Genomic DNA, 20,128 nt, shown 5'->3' on the forward strand with positions numbered 1-20,128 from the left:
CTGTGGGGGGCGTGTCAGTGAAGAGCCGCGAGGCATACGGCGGTCAGAGCGCCCCACAGCAGTCCGCTGCCGACCAGCAGCCGGTCACCGGAGAGCGTGCGGACCGGGTCGGCCCCGCCCTGCCCGACGACCAGCAGCTGCAGATAGCGGAAGACGGCGAAGAACGCGCAGGGCACGGTGAGCAGGACCAGCGTCGCCGTGCCGTCCCGCAGGGCCATTTCCGAGCGGACGCAGAGCAGATAGCCGACGGTGGCGAGGGTCGCGCTCATCACCGTCAGGTGGTCCAGGTACGGGACGGTGTAGCCGCGCAGGGCGGGCCGGTGGGCGGCGTTGCCCTGGGCGAGTTCGTGCCGGCGCTTGCCGAAGACGAGCAGCAGGCAGACCGCGAACACGGTGAGCAGCAGCCAGCCGGACGCGGGGACGCCGACGGCGGTGTAGCCCTGGAGGGTGCGCAGCACGAACCCGAGGGCGACGCAGAAGGCGTCGATGAGCGGAATGTGCTTCAGCCGCAGGCTGTAGGCGAGGTTCAGCCCGAGATAGACGAGGACGGGCCAGCAGCGGGCCGGTGAGGCGAGGACGACCCCGCCGGCGAACAGCGCGCACACCACGGCCAGGTAGGCGAGGGCGGTGGAGACCCGCAGCCGCCCGGAGGCGAGGGGCCGGTGGCGCTTGACGGGGTGCAGGCCGTCACGGTGCCGGTCGAGCACGTCGTTGAGGACGTACACGGCCACGGAGGCGAGCACGAACAGCCCGGTCGACCAGGCGATGCCCAGCACGGTGGCGGTGTCCCAGACCGGCATGGTGATCAGGGCGAGCGCGACGGCCAGGGGATTCTTCGCCCACTGGTAAGGGCGGGAGAGTGCCAGCAGCGCGGCGAGCGGGCCACCGCGTCGGCGGGGGGCGGCCTGTGGGGGTGAGGGGGGAGCGGACGCGTCCTGGACGGTCGGGCGCGTACCGGAAGTCGTGACGGCGGACATGGTGATCTCCTCGTGCCAGAAGTCGAGGGAGAGCAAAGGGAGTTGTGTGTGGGGGTATGGGGGTATCGGGCGCGGGGGTGTGGGGGGCGTACTGAGGTGTCAGAAAAGAACCTTCGCCAGCCCGAGTGCTCCCTGCCGCCAGGGATCGCGGCTGGTCCGGCCGGCCCGGGGGGCCTGTGCGCCGCGCGGCTGCTCCCGCCACCAGCGGTACGTGGCGAGGATGGCGTCCCGGTTGGAGCTGCGGGGGACGAAGCCCAGCGTGTCCCGGATGCGGTCGGTGCTGACGTACGAATCGGCGCGCAGCTTCTGCAGGAGCCGCCCGTAGACGGGGGACAGGCGGGCCTTCTGGAGGAGCTGGAGTGCGGCGAGCGCGGGCCCGGCCGGGACGGACACGATGCGCTTGCCGTGGCCTGCCTCGTCGAGGACGGCCTGGAAGTCCTCGCGCAGGGTGCCGAACTCGGCGGCGGCCACGTTGAACGTGTCGTTCGCGGCGGAGGCGGGCGCGGTGGCGGCGAGGAGGACGGCGTCCACGAGGTCGTCGATGGCGAGCATCTGGATGCGTACGTCGCCCCGGCCGAGCACCGGGAAGTTGCGGCCTTCCTCGGCCCACTCGAAGAGCATCGAGAACAGGCCCATCCGCCCCGGCCCGACAAAGGTCTTGGGCCGTAGCACCGGCAGCACCATGCCCTCGTCCCGGAAGCCCAGCGCGAGCGCCTCTGCCTCGGCCTTGGCCCGGCTGTAGTGGTCGACGGGGGCGTAGGGGTGGGTCTCGGGGGTGGGGACGATCTCCGGGAGGCCGTAGACGGCGGTCGAGGAGATGTGGACGACGCGGGGTACGTCGAGCCTGCGGGCGGCGGTCAGGAGGGTGCGGGTGCCGCCGACGACGATCGAGCGGATCTCCTCCGCCGGGTAGCTCGGCAGGGCCGCCGCGCAGTGCACCAGCAGGTCGGCGCCCTCCAGGGCGCGGCCCACCGCGTCCGAGTCGCGGATGTCGCCGGTGATCTCCCGTACGCCGGACGGCTGTTGCCCGCCGGGTGCGATGTCGAGGCCGGTGACGGACCAGCCGTCGGCGGCGAAGCGGGCGACGAGGTTGCGGCCCAGCATGCCGCTGCTGCCCGTGACGACGACGCGGCTCACCATCGGGCCAGCACCCGGTCGCGGGCGAACTTGGTGAGCAGGCCCGGCAGGCCCTTGGCGAGGGTCGCGTCCAGGCTCTCCAGGAAGTAGTCGACCTCGGCCGGCTCGACGACCAACGAGGGTGCCACTACCAGGGGGTTGTCGCCGTTGGGGCTGAAGTAGGTGAGGATGCCGTGCTCGCGGTACAGCTCGGCGATGACCGCGCTGGTGATCAGCTTCGTGCGGAACCTGGGGTCGGCCGACAGCCCGGACGGCGCCAACTTGCCTGCCAGGTCGAGGAGTTTCGTGCCGCCGCCGAGGAAGACGCCGTGGATGGCGCCGACGCCCTCGGTGGCCCTGACCGTCTCCGGGTGCTTGCGCTGGATCTCGCGCAGCCCGTGGGTGAGCATCTCCTCGATCTTGCGGGCGCGGCCCGGGTAGTCCTCCTCGACGATGATGTTGACGGCCTCCATGGCGGTGGCGGTCTCCTCGCCGAAGCCGTAGTAGGTCGTGGAGTGCAGGATCACCTCGCTCAGCCGGTCGTAGGCCTTGCGGAACACCGGCTCCCGGGTGGTGTATCCGGCGATGGACGCCTTGCCGCCGCCGAAGGACTTGGAGTACGTGAGGACGTCCGGTATCAGCCCGTCGTACCGCATGAAGTAGAAGAGGCTGCCCGACTTGCCCCACCCGGTGTAGACCTCGTCGAAGATCAGGACGATGTCCTCCTGGGTGCACAGCTCCCGCAGCTCGCGCAGCGCGGCCTCGCTCCAGCTCTTCATGGTGGACGCGGAGAACGGCTCGACCATGATCGCGTAGACGTCGCAGGAGCCGTCGGCGGTGCGGTGCCGGTCCACCAGCTCGCGGATGGCATCGATGTCGCCGTACGGATACGTCACGTTGGGGATGCCCGGGAAGCGGAAGCTGTTCTCCAGGGAACCGGTGAGGCTGCCGGTGGCGATCAGCTTGCCGTGGAAGCTGATGTCGGAGCGCAGGATCGTCTGCCGCTTGCCCTCGTGGTACTTGTACGCCAGCTTGATGGCGCCCTCGTTGGCCTCGGCGCCCGAGTTGGGGAAGTACGAGATGTCGAGGTCGCCGGGGAGGAGCCGGCCCACGTTGTGGCTGAGGGCGGCGACGTAGGGCGACAGGAACGCCTTGTGCACCTCCATTCGCTGCCGCTCGGCGAAGCGCCTGCGGGCTTCGAGGATGCGCGGGTGGTTGTGGCCGTGGTTCAGGACTCCGACGGCCCCGGTGAAGTCGAGGATCTTCCCGCCGTCACGGGTGTGCAGCCAGACCCCCTCGGCCTTCTCGATGAGCTGCTTGCCGAAGCCGAAGGTGGTCGTGAGGGAGACGTGGCTGCGGCTCACGTACTCCCGGTAGAGGGCCTGTACCTGCTTGGCGCTGAGCTGTTCGCACTGCTCGATGCCGATGAGTTCGGGCATGAGTGGCTTTCCTCTCTCGTCGCTGCTGGTGCCGGTGCTGCCTGTGTTGCCGGTGCCGATGGGGCTCGGGTCTACGGCCAGTCGATGAGGACGTGCATGGCGGACCACCACCTCGTGGGTTCGCTGGGGCAGGGCACGTGCTCTGGGGCTGAGCTGTTGTTGCCAAACGAACGTAACAGCGCTTGCCAGAGCTTGGCAAGTACTTGCCAAAGCTGTGCGTAGTCACGGAGTGACGTGCAGAAATACCCGTTTCACCTGCTCAATGAGGCGGTGAGGGGATCGGTGAAGATCTCGTGAACTGCGGGTGATCAGGCGCTCCGCGGGCGCGCTGAATCGCTTCTGGCATATGCTTGCCAGGAATGGCGCGCACCTTTCCCCGGACGCTTTTGGCAAACACTTGCCAAGCTTGTTGCGCGCGACTACCGTGGTCACGGCGTCGGGGGACACATCACGCATCTGATCGAGATGGCAGGGTCCTGCCGGATGCGGCCCGACCCTGCCACCCTCACGAACAACTGGTGGAAACCACATGGTGGAGCAACCTGCCTTCGGACGCCGCCTCAGGGAAATGCGCAAGGAGCGGGGCCTGTCACAGGCGGCCGTCGCCGGCGACAACATGTCGACCGGCTATCTGTCCCGGCTCGAGTCGGGAGCGCGTCAGCCCACCGCGCGAGCCGTCGCCTACCTCGCCGAGCGGTTCCAGGTGGACCCTGCCGAGTTCGACGAACCGAGCGTCGGCTCGGTCGCCGAGGCCCTGGCGCTGGCCACGTCGTCCGACGGGGGCGACGAGGCGCTGCAGAAGCTGGCCGCCGCCCTCGAACAGTCGCCCGCCGTCGATCCGACGCTCCGCTGGCAGGTGCTCTGGCTCCTCGCCGGCGCGGCGGCGGGACGTGGGGCGCGCGCGGAGGAGGCCGGGCTGCGCGAGGAACTGGTGCGCACCGCCGAGGAGTTGATGATCCCGGAGCTGCAGTGCAGGGCCCGCGCCCAGTTCGCCCGCTGTCTGCGCTCCCTGGGTGAGATCCCCCGGGCGCTGGAGGCCGCGCAGGAGGCGAGCCGCCTGGCCCACGACCACAAACTGTCCGTCCAGGACACCGGCACTGCTCTGCTGACGCTGGTCTCGGTGGAGGCCGAGGCGGGCAGGCTCTACGACGCACGCGCCCACGCCGACGACCTGCTGGCCCTGGTGGCCGAGCGCACGGACACCCTCCGTGCGGAAGCCCTGTGGGCGGCGGCCACGGTGAGCTTCCGGCAGGGCGACTCGACAGCGGCCAGGCAACGCCTCGAACAGGCCATCGGGGAGTTCGACAGCCGCCAGGACCTGGTCCTGTGGATGCGGCTGCGGCTGGCCGCGGCCTCCCTCTACCTCCAGGTCACGCCCCGCCTCCTCGACGAGTGCCGCCACCGCCTGGACGAGGCCGAACCGGCCCTCGCCCTGGTCGGCACCCCCGTACTGCGCCAGGAGATGCTGACTCTACGGGTGCATCTGGCCTTCGAGGACGGCAGGTACGAGGACGCGCGAGCGGCACACGACGAACTGGTGCTCGACGAACTCCGGCTCACCTACCGGGACCGCATCCGGCTCGACATGCTGCACAGCAGGCTCCTGATCCAGGAGGGCCACACCCGACAGGGCACCGCACAACTACGGGAACTGGCCGAACGGGCCCAGCAGACGTCGAACATCGACCTGGCCGCCGAGATCTGGCGCACACTCGCGGAGACACCGACCTCTTAACGAGGCCGAGCGAATCCGGCTGTTTCCCCGCCGCCGTACAACGTCCTTGCGTCGGCGCGCGTCTGACTGAACGGTACGAGTCGGAAAGCCGGGCACGAATCTCCACACGGGGGTGGGACGCTTGAGAGGCACGATTTTTCGTACGGAGCCGAGAAGAAAGCGGTCGAGGGCGGGGGCGGTGCCGGTCGCGGCGGCCCTGGCGATGGTGGCCGGGCTGCTGCAGTTCGCGTCCGGGCCCGCTGTCGCGGCGGACAGCGACGACATGCCGTCCATCACGCTGCCCGGCGAGCACCGGGTGGTGCCGAGGCGGGTGAACCTGGCCGCCGTGGACGACTCCGGGTACCTGGCCGTGGACACGGCGAACAGCGGCGGCTCCCCGGCGACATGGACCGGCCGCGACGGCTCGACCAGGGAATTCCGGAGTCTCGGCAGGACGTACGCCTACAACGGAGGCCTCGGACTGGAGCGAGCCGCGGGGACGACGAACCTGTACGAGATCCGGCGCTACGCCACCAACAAGTTGACGCGCGTCTACGTACCCGCCGGTGACCGGCCCACCAGGATCTTCGCCGAGAACCGTCTGGTCACCGCCCGCAAGGTCGGCGACAAGTGGACGCTCCGGCTGCTGGAGGTGCCGGCGGGCGGCGGAAAGCTGATCGACCGGCCGGTGACCGGCGTGGCGGACGACTTCAGCGGGACGCTGTACGAAGAGGCCTCTGACACGCGAGGGGCCGCGTTCTGGTACAAGCAGGCCAACGGCGACAGCCCCTGGCGCACCGCGCTGTTCGACTTCGCCACCGCCTCGGTGACGTACGTGCCGAGCGACGACTTCGGTGTCCTGGAGTACCCGCATCTGGCCGGCGACACCGTGCTCTTCTACGCCATCGACAAGGCGTGGCAGAACTCGCGCCTCTACGTCATCGACCGGAGCCGTCCGCAGGCCCCCGGGCACCTGATCGACCTGCCGCGATCCGTTCTCCTCAAGGCCCGCGCGATCGGCGACTGGCTGATGTACCCGGACGAGGCGGACAAGAACGCGATCCGCGCGGTGCCGGTCACCGGCGGCCCGGAGCGCACCCTGCTGCGTGCCTCCTCCGGCGACTTCGTCGACGGCGACGACGGCAGCTTCTCCATCGCGGGTGGTACGGACGCCGAGCACTGGTCGGTCCAGCACGTCGCCCTGGGCCCGGACGGCGTCCCGGCCTTCGAACCGGTGGCACCGCTTCCCGCGGTCTCGGTGTACGAGGCCGGCGGCATCGCCGTCGACCAGGGGCGGGTGCTGCTCGGCACCGAGCGCGCGAACGCGCCCGAACCGTACTCCGGCACCGACCTCACCGGCACCGACATCTCGCAGGCGGCCGACGGCACACTGACCGCCGCCCCGCGAGAGAACATGGGCAGCCTCGGGTACCAGGTGAGCGACCCCGACCACACCTACTGGGAGAACTGCTACGGCGGGTGCCTGCGGTTCACCGGCACGGGGGAGGGCACCCTTCCCCCGCCGGAGGACGGGGTGTCGGGGCGCGTCCTGGCGGCGTCCGGCCCCTACCTGGTGATCACCCAGGGGCAGGGCAAACTGCAGGTGCGCGACGGAGGCAAGGTGCTGGCCACCGGCTCCTGGCCGGCCGCCGACATCTGGGGGGACACCCTGTGGGTGGCGACCGCCCCGCAGGGCGCGACCGTGTACGAGAGGTACTCGCTGCCGTCCATGCGGAAGCTGGAGAGCGTGTCGATCGCCTCCTGCCTGCCGACCGATCTGCAGGTGGTGAACCAGTACCTCTACTGGTCCTGCGGGCCGAACGGCGAGGCGGGCGTCTACGACCTGGGCCGACAGATACAGCAGGAGGTACCCCAGGGCTACGCCCGGCTCGGCGACGGCTACCTGGTCTCCCAGGACGACGACGCCGGCAAGCTGCTGATCACCTACCTGAAGGGTGCTGTTCCCGCCGACCGCGCCGGCACGGAGGAGCTGGGCCCGCTGCCGTCGCCGTCGTTCGCTCCGGCCGATCTGCGTGGCCGGTTCTGGAACGTGGACCGGTTCGGCGGCCCGGTCGCCTATCAGACGGCGTCCGGTGATGTGACGGTGAAGTGGCCGCAGGTGACCACCTCCCCGTTCGCGGCGACCGACGCGACCGTCCCGGCCTCCGTGGACCTGCGCCAGGGCGGCGGCTTCGCGGGCACCTGGCACCTGAACAGGCCCGCCGCGAGCTGGAAACTGACCGTCACCGCCCCGGGTGGCGCCGTCGTACGGACCGTCACCGGTGGTCCGGCGCTCGGGAAGCTCACCGCGACCTGGGACGGACGTACCGAGAACGGGACGCTGGTCGGTACCGGTACCTACCGGGTGAAGCTGACCGCCCGGGCCGCGAACGGCACGGCGACGACGGACACGGTGCTCTACGACAAGCAGGTCCCCGTACGGTCGCTGGAGCGTCATGACTTCGGCCGGGACGGCATCGGTGACCTGGTCACCTTCGACAGCGCGGGCCGGCTGGCCATCCAGCCCGGTACGGGGCGCGGCACGATCGACACCGCGCACAAGGCGTTGGCGGGTGGCTGGGCGACCTCGTCGATGTTCGTGCCGTTCGGTGATCTGAGCGGTGATGCGTGCAACGACCTCCTGGTCCGGGACTCCGCCGGGCGTCTGAGCCGGTACGACGGCAGCTGCGGCAAGGCGTTCACGCCGACGGGTCCGCACCGTCTGCTGGGCACCGGTTTCGGCGCGTACGACGTGCTGACGTCCCCCGGTGACCTGACCGGGGACGGTCGCGCCGATCTGGTCGCGCGTGACAAGGCGGGCGTGCTGTGGCGCTACTCCGCCGACGGCAAGGGCGGCCTGGAGGCACCGGTGAAGCTGGTCGCGGGTCAGGGCGGCTACACCCGCCTGGTCGGCGCGGGTGACCTGAACGCCGACGGTGTCGGCGACATGGTCGGCCTGGACCGTGCGGGTGTGCTGTGGCGGTGGTTCGGCAACGGCAAGGGTGCCTTCGGTGCCCGGGTCCGTATCGCGGGCGGGATCAGCGTCACCGCCCTTGCCGTACCCGGTGACCTGACCGGCGACGGCCGTCCCGACCTGGTGGGCCGGGACAGTGCGGGCGCCCTGTGGCGCTGGAACGGCACGGGCGCCGCGACCTTCGGCGCGAAGACCCGCATCGCCACCGGCTGGAACGCCTACACCGGCCTGTACTGAGCCACTGCGCAGGCCGACAGCCATCTCTGGCCCAGGGGCCCCACCGGTAAACGGTGGGGCCCCTGGGCCAGCCGCCGCGTGTACCGAGGAAGGTGACGGGCGATCGAAAAGGGACTGACAGATCCTCGGCGCCGTGCTTATGATCCCGCCGATGAAGAAGAACTCCTCGTACGGATCGGGGGAATCATTCGCACACGGTGAGTGCTGATGGCACATCACTTCGCGAAGACGATTCCGCCCCACCTGTTGATGTGGCAGCGCGTGCGCGAGTACGCCGTGCCACCGTCCATGATCGAGACCGCGACCGCACGACGTGCGGCCGGTGACTGGGCGGGGGCCTGCGCCGCCGCCCGGGTCGACACCGACCTCGATCTGCGCGCCGTGCGCGACCGCCACGGCACCGAGCTCGTCACCCGCCTCCGTGCGGATCTGCGTCGGCTGGCGCCCGACCTGCTCCGTTGGCACATGCCCCGGATCCTTCCCGACGGACGGCTCCGGCCCGGCCTGACCATCTCCCTGAGCCGCTACCGCAGTGGCGGCGCCACGCCGTTGCAGCTGGTGGTGCGGACACCGCCGGCCTGGGCGGACGCCGGCCAGCGGATGTCCCTGGCCCTGTGGGAGGAGTCCGGGACCGACGCCCCGAGGCACCATCCGCACCCGCACCCCGACCGCCGTTTCCGGCTCGACCTGCACCGGCACCTCTGGGATGCCGGGCGGTCCGGTGAACTCGCGAGCCGGTGCGGCGCGGGCGGGCCGCCGGTTTCCGCCCTGCCCGACGGGTTCGATCGGTTCGCAGTCCGCGACCCCTCGTGGGCCTCGGCGCGATGGGCCGCGGAGGCCGAGCTGCTGTTGGAGGCCGAGGGGCGCCCGTACGGGCCCTTCACCGTGCGGCTCGGGGCGCGGAGCCGAGCCGTGCTCGAACTCGTCGCTCCCGACGACAGCCATGCCCCGACGTTCCGGCCGCTCCGGGAGGCGCTGCCGCAGCACGAGGTCGCGGCGCTTCCGGTGCTGCCGGAGGCGGCGGCCCGACTCCTTCCGGACCTGGAACTGCTGCGGTCCGGGCTGTTCGCGTCCGATCGGCTGCATCCGCTCGTCGCCACAGCACTGGCGGCGGCTGCCCCGGTCGAGGCTGCCGGCTCGGGACCGGCGGCCGGTCCCGGTCCCCGGCCCAGCGACCGGCCCGGCGACCCGTCCGGCGACCCGCACCGGGTCGAGTGCCGGGGCGAGATCCACCGCATCGCGCTACGGGACGGGGTACTGGCCGCGATCGACCACGACCCCGCACAACTGCGCCGGGAGGAACTGCTGGTGGCGCTCGGCGGTCCCGCCCTGCCTTGCCTGCGGGCGATCGACGCCGTGCACCGCGACCCGGAGCAACTCCCCGCGGTCCGGGAGCGGATCGGCCACGGTGACATCACCGGGGCGCTGAACGTGGTCGAGGCATTGCTCGGTCCCGGTGCGGTCCTGCGCGACGGGCCGCTCCGGGAGGAGCTGGAGTCGGCCGCGGACCGCCGCATCGACCACGGACTCTTCCGCTCGGGCCTGGTCGCCGTGCACCCCGCCGCCGGTGCGGCCAGGGGCGGGAACGCCTCCGGCTCGGGGCACGCGGAACCGGGTCACCGGCCCCGGCTGGACCGCCGTACGCCGCCCGCGATGACCTCCAAGCGCGGCAGCCGTTCCCGTCCCCGCACCGGCCTGGCCTGATCACCGGGCGCCGGCCCGACCGGCTGCCCGTTCACGTCCCGCGCGTTGCACGCCGCACCACTCCACACCACCACCTCCGGGACGGGACCGTCCCGGTCCCCGGTCCTCTGTTCCCGTTCCCTCAACCGACCCCAGGTGATGCCCATGACCTCCAACACCCTCCTGCCCGCCCCGGCACCGACCGTCGGCGTGCTGACATCCGCCCCCACCGGCGCATCCACAACGGCCCCCCGGCTCGTCGTCGCCGAGGACCTCCTGACCCTCCTGCGGACGACCACCACCGAGCCACGCCCCGACGAACAGCTCGAAGCTCTCACGCTGGCTGTCGCCGCCGACCTGCCCGTGCTGCTCTGGGGCGAGCCGGGCATCGGCAAGACCGCGGCCCTGACACAGCTCGCCGCCTCCCTCGACCTGCCGCTGACGACCGTGATCGCCAGCGTCCACGAACCGACCGACTTCTCGGGGCTGCCCATCGTCGGCGACGACCCGACGGTGCAGGGGGTGCCGATGGCGCCGCCGCAGTGGGCCGTGGAACTCGTCCGGGCCGGGCGGGGACTGCTCTTCCTGGACGAACTCTCCACGGCCACCCCGGCCGTCCAGGCCGCGCTGCTCCGGGTCGTTCTGGAACGTAGGGTCGGGGCGCTCCAACTGCCGCCGGGAGTAAGGATCGTGGCCGCCGCCAATCCGCGCGCGTCGGCGGCGGACGGATGGGAACTGAGCCCGCCGCTGGCGAACCGGTTCGTGCATCTGTACTGGGTGCACGACCGGGATGTGGTGGTGCGCGGGCTGGGCGGGACCTGGCCCCGGGCGGAACTGCCTTCGCTGATGCCGGAGAGGTTGCCGGAGGCGGTGGCGTACGCCCGACGCGCGGTCTGCGGTTTCCTGGAAGCCCGGCCGACGCTGATCCACCGGCTGCCGAACACCGAGACGCGGCGGGGCGGAGCCTGGCCCTCGCCCCGGAGCTGGGAGGCCGCGTTGACCCTGCTGGCCTTCGGTACGGCGGCCTCCGCCTCCCGGGACGTACTGGCGCTGCTGGTGAGGGGCGCGGTGGGGGACGGGCCAGGCCTCGAACTCCTCGCCCATCTGGACCGGATGGAGCTGCCGGACCCGGAGTCGCTGCTGGCCGACCCCGCCTCCGCCGAGCTGCCCGCTCGGGGAGATCTGCGGCAGGCCGCGCTGGACGCGGTGGTGGCCGCCGTAGGAGCACGGCCGCAGCGGGCGAGGTGGGAGGCGGGCTGGGCCGTACTGGTCCGGGCGCTGGAGACCGGAGCCCCGGACCTGCTGGTCGCCCCGGCGACGGCACTGGCCGCGCTGCGTCGCGACGACTGGGAAGTACCGGAGGCGGTGGAGCGGCTGGTCGGCGTGATCGGTCTCGCCCGGAGGGCGGACCGGTCGGTGGGGCGGGCCACGGTGGCGGCCGACGCCGGGCGTACGACGGGGGTACGCCGATGACGGGGGCCGCGAAGCGCCCGGTGCCACGCCCGATGCCCCCGCCCGCGCCACCGCGCCCGGTACGGGCCACCGTGCCCGGGCCGCCGGTCGGCTCCGACGGACCGTACGGGACCCCCGGACTCCCTCTGGACCTGGAGAAGTTGCTGGCCGCTCGGCTGCACGCGGTGAAGGTCCGCCCCTACCTGGCAGGCGCACTCTTCGCGCTGCACGTGGTGGAGGACCGTTCGGTGCCGACGATGGCGGTGGACGCGCACTGGCGCTGCTACGTCTCCCCCGGCTTCGTGGCGCGCACCCCGGTGGAGGGGCTGGCGAGCGTCTGGGTGCACGAGGTCTCCCACCTGCTCCGGGACCACCACGCGCGGGGCGAGCGGTATGCGAGGGAGCACGAGGAGCCCGGGGCGGGCGGGCGAAGCGAGACGGGGGTTCCCGCGGCCGAGGCATGGGGGAGGCTGCGGCGGAACATCGCCGCCGACTTCGAGATCAACGACGACATCTACGGCGACGGTCTGCTCCTGCCCGCCGGGGCGGTGCTGCCGTCGCTGCTGGGGTTGCCCGCCGGGCTGCTGATGGAGGAGTACCTGCGGAGGTCGTCGCTGTCCGGACTCGCCACGGACCTGGCCTGGCTGGACTGCGGCAGCGGGGCCGACGGGCAGGACCGGCCGTGGGAACTGGGACCCGACGGGGCACACGGGCTGAACAGGCAGCAGCGGGACGCGGTCCGCTTCCGGGTCGCCGAGGGGATCAAGGGCCGACCGGGCGACGCGCCGGAGGGATGGCGCCGCTGGGCGGACGAGGCCTTCCAACCACCGCAGCCGTGGCGGCAGTTGCTGGGTGCGGCGCTCCGCTCCGCGGCGGGTGCGTCCGGAGGGGGCGAGAACCACAGCTACCGGCGTCCGTCCCGCCGATCGGCCGCGGTTCCGGGGGTACTGCTGCCGGGCCTGCGGCGTATGCCGCCCCGGGTCTGCGTCGTGATCGACACCTCAGGGTCGGTGAGCGACGCCGAGTTGGGCAGCGCGCTGCTGGAGGTGGCGGCGATCTCGCGGGCGGTGGGCGGGCGGCGCGACCTGGTTTCGGTGATCTCCTGCGACGCGGCGGCCGGGGTCGCGGTCCCGCTCTGCCGCGCCGAGAACATCGAACTGATCGGCGGCGGCGGAACGGATCTGCGCTCCGGCTTCGCCCGAGCGCTCCGCTCCCGGCCCCGCCCGGACGTGATCGTCGCCCTGACGGACGGCCAGACCCCCTGGCCCTCCGCACAGCCCCCCTGCCGCACCGTCGTCGGCCTCTTCCCCCGCCCGGCGAACGCGACGAACGAGACCGACCCCGACTACACCCCGGACACCCCACCGCCCTGGGCCCGCGTCGTCACCATCAGCTGAACGCCCTGTGCGGCGGAGTACGAACGGCGCCCGAACCCGATTCCCGGTCTTCGGCCTGAGGTCCCGGGGCGTGCTGCCGTGGTGGGTGAGGGTGAGGCGGTTGCGCCAGGTTCTGAGGTGGGTGGGGGAGTCGGTCATCTCGGCGAGGGCCACGTCCAGGGCGGTGCGGGCGGCCTTCATCTGCGAGGAACAGGCAGCACGTAGTGCGCATACCGAAGTATGCTTGAACCTATGGCTGACACCACGCGCATCACGGTGACACTCCCCGCCGAGCAGGTGGCGGAGCTGAAGAAGATCACGGACAACATCTCCGGCTACGTCGCCGAAGCGGTCGCCAGGCAGATCCGGCACCAGCTCCTGGGGGCCGACCTGCGCAGCCACACAGACGAGCACGGGGCCTTCAGTGAGGAAGAGCTGGCCGAGGCGCGGGCGCGCATCTTCGATACGACGTCGGCCGCCGGTGGCGCGAGCGCCGCGTGAGCGGGCACATTGAGACCGTCGTCCTGGACAGCGAGGGGCTGTCGGCCTGGATGGTGCAGGACCGGAAGGTTCTGGCGATGTTCCAGGTGTTCCACGACATGGGAGCGGACCTTGTCGTCAGCGCCAACACCATCGTGGAGGTGAGTCACACCAGGGTGAGCCTGCCCCGACTGCAATGGGCGCTCTCCCGGGTCAAGGTGGAGCCGATCACGGAGGCAGCGGCCAAGGCGGCGGCCCAACTGCTCAAGGGCGCCGGTCTGCACGGACACAAGTACGCGATCGACGCCACCGTCGCGGAAGCGGCCTTGCGCCAGCCTGGCCCGGTCGCCATCCTCACGTCGGACGTCGATGACATGACCCGGCTGTGCGGCAGCAAGGTCCGGCTGATCGGGCTATGACCGCGACATCGACCCCGGACCATGGACGGGACCATGGACGGGGCCACGGGCGGATCCGCGTGGATCCGCCGAGACCGGAGCCGCCGCAGGCCAACCCGCGATGGGTGAACAAGGCGTCGACGGATACGGGGCATGACCGCGTTCGGTGTCAAAGCTCCTCAGGGCGCAACGCCTGTCGGCGGCTCAGGGCGGCGACTGCCTCTTCGTCTACGCCGTTGAGGACGACCAACTCATCGTGTGGGTCCTGGCGGCCGGTAACCGTCGTGACGACCCCGTCAGACGGTGTGGCTCCCCGCAGTCTGCGCCGGTCGCCCTGTAGGACGTGAGCGTGCGCTCTTCCTGCTTGAGGAAATGCCCTAAATATCCCCTATAAACGCAGCCGAAACTGCAACCAAGGCATGTCGAAGGGCCCCACCGCGAACGGTGGGGCCCTTCGACATCGTGCCCGGTGAGGCACTGGCGGAGGATACGAGATTCGAACTCGTGAGGGGTTGCCCCCAACACGCTTTCCAAATGTTCGTCCGGGGGTACGGGGAGAGCCGGGCGCGTTCTGACCTGCGGTGCAGCCGACTCGGGCGGAGCTTCTGAACGATGTCGTACGGCGGTGAACGCAACCAGAACTGCAACCACTGCTGAACCTACTTGCCGTGTTCCGGGCCGTACCACTGGAGGGCTTGCCCGGTCACTGCGGCGATGCACTCGAAGTCGTGATCGCGATGGAGCAGGGTGAGCCCTTGCAGCTCAGCGGTCGCGGCGACGACCAGGTCGACAGCTCCGGCGCTTCGGTGTTTCCCCTGCTTGGTGAGGGCTTCCTGGACCTGCCAGGCGTGGTCGTAGGCGCGGTCGTCGACGGGAACCCAGCCGAAGATCAGCCGCATGTCCTCGATGCCGCGCACCCGGTCGGCAGTTGACCGTGCGCTGTAGAAGAACTCGAGCTCGGTGATCGGGCAGGTTGCGATGAGTCCGGCCGCGGCGGCCTGGTCCCAGCCGTACTGCTCCGCTTCCCCGCGCATGAACCGCGCGAGCGCGCTGGTGTCGATCAGGAACTGGGCCGCGTTCACCGGCGGTAGTTCTCCTTGTTCTCGAACAGTTCCAGATCGAATGCGCCGTCGCTCGCCGCGGCCCGCAGCCGCGCGACAGCCAGGGCGCGACGCCGACTCTCCAGCACCTCGCGAAGAGCGGTGTTGACGGTCTCCTTCTTGGTGTTCGTCCCGAGGGCCTTCGCCACGTCCGCGACCAGGTCGTCGTCCAGGTCGATAACCGTCCGACTCATGTGCGCCTCCTGATATCAAATGTGGAGTCAAGTGTATCTCGCAAGGTGCCTCATGGGGTGCTACCGGGCGCTTCGGCCTGGCCAAGGGGCCTACGCGGCATCACCCCGCGGATGCGGGACAGAGCGAAGGCGCGCTCCGTATCGCGCAGGTGCGACACGAGGCAGCAAGGAAGGGCGGATGAGAGTGAAGACATCGCGCATGGTTTTCCTCTCGCGCCGCCAGATCGGGCCTACGGAAATCATGAGGCGCAGCAGTTGGATTTCGGTGATTTCTGCTGGGATCCGGCCCCATCGAGTGAACTATATTTGGCGGCACCGAAATATGCGGGGCATAGGTAGCGGCAGTCGACAGGTGGTGCTCGGCCTGCGGCGGCGGAGTGACGTCGATCCACCGGAACTGGCGGCGGCCGCGCTACGCGCACGGCTGTGGAGTTCCACGGCCCGTACTACCGTGGCGCGGCTGGTCTCCCGGGAGTTCAGCGTGTGCCTTGTCTGGTTTCGGCTTCCCGCTCTTCCAGTCGGCACCGGTACTCGGTGTCGAGGCTGGCATATAGCGGGCCTTCGACGCTGACGTTGCGTTTGTTGAGCCACTGCTCGCGCAGGAGCTCGGGGCCGCTCCGGCTGAGGACAGCTCCGGGGCTCGCCAAGAAGCCCGATGTCGTGTTCGGCGGTGATGGTGCGGCTGCCAACGGCGCGAAGGAGCGCAGGGCTACGAGGGTGGCGTCGATGGCTCGTCCAGACCAACGGCCCACCCGTCGCAGTTTTCAAGATACTGGAGGAGTGCAGCGCTGCTGATGAGTGTCGGGTCACGGCGGAAGCCCACGGACAACGAAGAAGGGCCCCACCGCAAGCGGTGGGGCCCTTCGACATCGTGCCCGGTGAGGCACTGGCGGAGGATACGAGATTCGAACTCGTGAGGGGTTGCCCCCAACACGCTTTCCAACTGTGGTGGTGGGGTGTGGGGGTGTGTGCGGCGGCGTTCACCTGGGTTCATGGGCGGCCGACCCATGAACGGAACTCGACTCCTGGTCTTGCCTGAACGGCCGCGAACGGCAGTGAATGAGACGGAAACTGAGACGGACGACGATGCCCGCCTCCTATGCTGGCGGGATGGCAAGTTCATGGACCCGCCTCCACCAGGAACTCAGCGTTCCACCGGGCCCGCTTACGTACGCGCACATCGAGCAGGCTGCGGACGAGATCGTCGGCGAACGGGACGACCTTGACTGGAAGCGCGATCTTCCAAAGAAAGCCGACCCGGGCGAGTGGAACGAATTCTCGAAGGACGTCGCGGCCATGGCCAATGGCCGCGGCGGCCTGCTCATCTACGGTGTCCGCAACGACCGCAAGATCACGGGAGTTGACCCGAGCGCCGTCCACACAGAGCATCTGTTCAAGTGGCTCCGCGCTAACACGCAGCCCTTCGTGGCCGGCGTCGACGCCTACACGCTCACGTCTGAGGACGGCAGCATGAGCGTCCTGGTAGTCGATGTCCCGGCGAGCGCGATGGCACCGCACTTCATCCTGGGCAGCACACCACGTGAGAGGGAGCTCCGGGCGTTCGCAGCGCCCTTCCGATATTCAGACCACACTGGATGGCTCGCAGAGCACGAAATCGACCGCGCGTACCGCGACCGTTTCGCCAGGCAGGCAGCAGCTGACCAGGTTCTGGAACGGCACCTCGACCGCGTCCGCGAAGTGGTCCTCACTGACGGGTTTCCGCCGATCGCGTGGCTCATCGCTGTGTCACGACCCTCCCGGCCGCTGCCCCCACTGGTGCCGTCCACTGGCCGCGAGGAAGCCCGGCACGTTCTACACGCGACGCTCGCAACGGCGGCTGACCTCCAAGGGGGTTCAAATGTCACGCAGTTGATGCGCAACGTACTTAACGGCACTCTGCAGGTCGGCCTGCGGTGCTGGATCGAGGGTAACTTTCTCCACCCATTCAGAGGGTCGAACCCGAGAGGTCGGCTCATGCTGGTGGAATTGCACCACGATGGCACGGTCGTGTACGCGGTCGACGTTTCACGCTACGCGCGGCAGAAGGACGCCATTCCCACGGAGCCTCCTCAAGGTGCCTACACGCCGGTAGAAACCAGGGTGGTACAGGTCGGTGCGTGCGAAGTAGTCGCCCTCTCGCACGAATTTAGACGGGTGCGGCGTATTGACAGTGGCACCGATTTGGCAGCCGCACTCGTCTCAGTCGAGAAGTCGCCTGCGCCCGGCTTGTCCTTCCCTGGGTACGCGCCTGTCATTGAGAACCACAGCTTCCTGGATGTCCCCTTAACCGCTCGGTGCCCGAAGAAGATTTTGCCGGTGGGCTCAGAGTTGCCTCCCGCCGCCGATCGAACGGCACTGCGGGATTGTGCTCAGTCCCTCGCTTCCGGGCTCCTGAACCAGTTCGGGCTAGAGTCGATCTTTCCGTGATGCTATAGCCGCACAAGTGCTTCCAATCCATATCCCTCGCCGTCATCTGAGACCCAATTGAGGCGCCACTGCTACAACGTACGCCCGGTGCTGGGAGGGGTCCCACGATGGGTGAGGTGGTGGTCCAGGCGCAGTTGGAGAGCCATCAGCTTGGGAAGCTGAGGTGTTTTAGGGCTTGCTGGGCGCCTGACCTGCGACCGACTGCGCGGAACTGCTTCAACGTCGGCGGTTCGGTACCCGCCATTCCCCGTGGCTCCCCGCTCCACCTGGCACGGACCTGGCGCGGCTCTGAGTGGTGAGGCAGCCGACCCTTTTCGCACCCCGGGTCGCGGCCTTTACCGTGCGGACGACCTCACCGCTCAACAGGTTATGCCTTCTGATCCGTAGCTCAACAGAGATCGGTCGTTGCGGGTCATACAGACTGCCCGGAAGTCCGAGAACGCGGGTCGCCACCGGTCGCTGGGGTTGCTGTACTTGGCTGCTGTACCTCAGGACTCATACCAGACCAGGCCGCTGTCAGTGCCCCGTGCTGACTAGGGCAGCGGTTGGCACTGGACAGGGGGGCGGGTGCCAACTGGAGGCTCAGGAGAGTCTTGTGGCTTCTTTGGCGTTTGCCCCAGGGCCCGGGTGTTCGCTCCCTCGGGGTGGCCCACGACTCTTTAGCTCAGGTAGATCATTCAAAGCGCTGCCGCAGCCCGTACTCAGCAGGTACCTTCGCTCCAACGCAGCAGCTTCGCCGTGGACGACGTGCGGGAACCTTAGCTAGGAAAGGCGCTTCAGGATGAGGATATCCGAGCCATCCGTTCAGTCCCTGTTTCTGGTTGCCGCGGTGAACGGTCAACAGCTTGGGAGCGCGACCGGGTTCATCGTAGTTAGAGGCGAAAAACCCTTCCTAATCACGAACTGGCATGTGGCGAGCGGACGTAATCCAGAAACCGGGCAGCCGAGAAGTAACACTGGCGCGACGCCGGACACTCTGCACATCCCTATGTTACTTCCGCCGCGACAGGACCGCATCGAATGGAAATCCACCCCGTATAAGTTGCTGAATGAGGACGGATCTGCTGCCTGGCTTGAGCATCGTCGTTACGGACGAAGGGTTGACGTGGTGGCCCTACCCCTCGGCAGCCTGGATGAGGGCTTCGAATTGCACCCCTACCAACTTGAGTCCGATGCGCCCCGATTGCGCTCGCAGATCTCCGATTTCGTAAATATCGTCGGATTTCCCTTTGGGCGCACTGCGGGCGGGGTATTTGCGATTTGGACCAAGGGGGCCATTGCTTCTGAGCCTGACGTGAACTTCGAAGACTTGCCGTGCTTCTTGATCGACGCAAGAACGAGAGAGGGGCAATCAGGGTCTCCCGTGATTGCGTACTCCCCGGGTGGACCAACGGTGCTGAGTGACGGATCATTGGCTGGTTTCAACGGTCCGGTCACGAATCTTTTGGGCGTCTATTCTGGTCGGATCAATGAGCGTTCCGATTTGGGGCGCGTCTGGAAAGCTTCTGTGATCACTGAATTGATCGATGACGGCTTCCCCGGGAAGGGGACCCTCATGCCTTAAGGCTGAAATTCACTGTTGAAGGACTTAGTCGTGGCGTTACCAGTGTCACAGATCGACTTGGGTGGCCTGGGGGTTCCTCTCAGCACGGGTGCCATCGTGGTCACGGAGTGAGGGCATGGACATAGCGATCTCTACAAGTCTGATCGCAGCCGGATCTGCGATCGGTGGCGTCCTAATCAAGATGACTTACGACGGCACCGTTGAACGAGTACGCACGAATAAGGAGAACCGGCAGCGCTTTATCGAAGAACGCAAAGTCGCGTACGACGATTTCCTCCGCCTCAATAAAGAGCATTTGCAATATCGTGCAGCCCTGCGGCGCGTAACATTGATCGCCCGAGCCGGCCTTCAGGTGAGACCTGAGCATCTTCAAAATTTCCCGCCATCTCGCATATCCGATCTAACAGACGCCCTTGATCGAATTCGCCGAATCGCACACACTAATGATGTCGTAGAGATTGTAAAACGAGTGATCAGCCTGCACGGAGATGCAGCAGCAGCTCTGCGCTACTACCTGCAAAACGACACTCTGAATTATGGACTCCCCCTATTTCTTGCCGATCGACTCGGCGAAGACCAGATCCTCGAATTCATATCTGCTTATCGGCGAGACCTTCTGATCGGACCGCCCGTAGGGGCGCCTGCCAACTTTCCCATTGTTGACCGAGGTTTTCCCATGTCACAAGCTCAGGTCGAGCAGGTTCTACGCCGTCACCTGCAATCCTCCCCTGCTGCACGGAATGCCGATCCCGTCGCAACCAACGCGTCGGCAAGACCTCTTACAGACGGCGATAGGCGAGATTTGCAGACTTCCGAATTTCGCGCAATCATCGCCGAAACAAATACTTAGCCGGAGGAATACCGTTCCCATCACTCACCCCAGCTTCCATCCCGTCCGCCGTCGACCCACACACCGTGGAGCGGGCGTGGTTCAGGGGCGTCAAGGTGGAGCGCGCCACTGTACGAACGACCTTGACGCCCCTGGGCCACGTCTGCT

15 protein-coding genes are annotated in these 20,128 nt (G+C 68.7%); 10 read left to right on the forward strand and 5 right to left on the reverse strand.

Annotated features, from left to right (window positions below):
- Positions 1-14 precede the first annotated feature (14 nt).
- The 3 genes from PV734_RS12255 to PV734_RS12265 form a co-directional block, all read right to left on the reverse strand.
- Entirely contained in the window at positions 15-977 is a 963-nt protein-coding gene (locus PV734_RS12255) for a UbiA prenyltransferase family protein (RefSeq protein WP_319289459.1), read from the reverse strand.
- Between the two features lie 99 nt (positions 978-1,076).
- On the reverse strand, positions 1,077-2,117 hold the full coding sequence (locus PV734_RS12260; RefSeq protein ID WP_319096502.1) for an NAD-dependent epimerase/dehydratase family protein: 1,041 nt from the start codon (positions 2,115-2,117) through the stop codon (positions 1,077-1,079).
- A complete protein-coding gene (locus tag PV734_RS12265; protein WP_319096501.1) occupies positions 2,111-3,532 on the reverse strand; it encodes an aspartate aminotransferase family protein in 1,422 nt (473 codons plus the stop codon). The genes PV734_RS12260 and PV734_RS12265 overlap by 7 nt, the downstream gene beginning before the upstream one ends.
- Before the next feature lie 529 nt (positions 3,533-4,061).
- Between PV734_RS12265 and PV734_RS12270 the strand changes: the two genes are divergently transcribed.
- From PV734_RS12270 to PV734_RS12300, 7 genes are all read left to right on the forward strand, one after another.
- The gene (locus tag PV734_RS12270; protein ID WP_319096500.1) at positions 4,062-5,267 is read left to right on the forward strand and encodes a helix-turn-helix transcriptional regulator; all 1,206 of its coding nucleotides are present in this window, start codon (positions 4,062-4,064) and stop codon (positions 5,265-5,267) included.
- A gap of 178 nt (positions 5,268-5,445) precedes the next feature.
- Positions 5,446-8,457 carry an FG-GAP-like repeat-containing protein gene (locus PV734_RS12275; RefSeq protein WP_319289460.1) on the forward strand — a complete coding sequence of 1,004 codons (3,012 nt, stop codon included), beginning with the start codon at positions 5,446-5,448 and terminating at the stop codon, positions 8,455-8,457.
- Between the two features lie 207 nt (positions 8,458-8,664).
- Complete coding sequence (locus PV734_RS12280; RefSeq protein ID WP_319289461.1) at positions 8,665-10,161, forward strand: hypothetical protein; 1,497 nt, start codon at positions 8,665-8,667, stop codon at positions 10,159-10,161.
- A 144-nt stretch (positions 10,162-10,305) separates the two neighbouring features.
- Positions 10,306-11,613 carry an AAA family ATPase gene (locus PV734_RS12285; RefSeq protein ID WP_415924191.1) on the forward strand — a complete coding sequence of 436 codons (1,308 nt, stop codon included), beginning with the start codon at positions 10,306-10,308 and terminating at the stop codon, positions 11,611-11,613.
- Positions 11,614-11,645: 32 nt separating this feature from the next.
- Positions 11,646-12,989 (forward strand): DUF2201 family putative metallopeptidase, encoded by a 1,344-nt coding sequence (locus tag PV734_RS12290; RefSeq protein ID WP_415924192.1) that lies wholly within the window; start codon positions 11,646-11,648, stop codon positions 12,987-12,989.
- A 231-nt stretch (positions 12,990-13,220) separates the two neighbouring features.
- Positions 13,221-13,469, forward strand: a complete 249-nt coding sequence (locus PV734_RS12295; protein WP_319096496.1) for a type II toxin-antitoxin system CcdA family antitoxin — start codon at positions 13,221-13,223, stop codon at positions 13,467-13,469.
- A complete protein-coding gene (locus PV734_RS12300; protein ID WP_319096495.1) occupies positions 13,466-13,867 on the forward strand; it encodes a DNA-binding protein in 402 nt (133 codons plus the stop codon). Before PV734_RS12295 ends, PV734_RS12300 begins: the two co-directional genes overlap by 4 nt.
- Positions 13,868-14,505: 638 nt before the next feature.
- Here PV734_RS12300 and PV734_RS12305 read toward each other — a convergent pair.
- Positions 14,506-14,928 carry a PIN domain nuclease gene (locus PV734_RS12305; RefSeq protein WP_319289462.1) on the reverse strand — a complete coding sequence of 141 codons (423 nt, stop codon included), beginning with the start codon at positions 14,926-14,928 and terminating at the stop codon, positions 14,506-14,508.
- A complete protein-coding gene (locus PV734_RS12310) occupies positions 14,925-15,140 on the reverse strand; it encodes a type II toxin-antitoxin system VapB family antitoxin (protein ID WP_269647364.1) in 216 nt (71 codons plus the stop codon). The genes PV734_RS12305 and PV734_RS12310 overlap by 4 nt, the downstream gene beginning before the upstream one ends.
- A 1,110-nt stretch (positions 15,141-16,250) precedes the next feature.
- Here PV734_RS12310 and PV734_RS12315 point away from each other — a divergent pair.
- The 3 genes from PV734_RS12315 to PV734_RS12325 all read left to right on the forward strand — a co-directional run bounded on the left by PV734_RS12315 (position 16,251) and on the right by PV734_RS12325 (position 19,981).
- Complete coding sequence (locus PV734_RS12315; protein ID WP_319289463.1) at positions 16,251-17,567, forward strand: ATP-binding protein; 1,317 nt, start codon at positions 16,251-16,253, stop codon at positions 17,565-17,567.
- Positions 17,568-18,348: 781 nt separating this feature from the next.
- Positions 18,349-19,131, forward strand: coding sequence for a trypsin-like peptidase domain-containing protein (locus PV734_RS12320; protein ID WP_319289464.1), 783 nt, complete (start codon positions 18,349-18,351; stop codon positions 19,129-19,131).
- Positions 19,132-19,246: 115 nt separating this feature from the next.
- Complete coding sequence (locus PV734_RS12325) at positions 19,247-19,981, forward strand: hypothetical protein (protein WP_319289465.1); 735 nt, start codon at positions 19,247-19,249, stop codon at positions 19,979-19,981.
- The last annotated feature ends 147 nt before the right edge of the window (positions 19,982-20,128 follow it).

Origin of the sequence: Streptomyces sp. AK08-02 (assembly GCF_033795085.1) — a bacterium.
GTDB lineage: Bacteria > Actinomycetota > Actinomycetes > Streptomycetales > Streptomycetaceae > Streptomyces > Streptomyces echiniscabiei.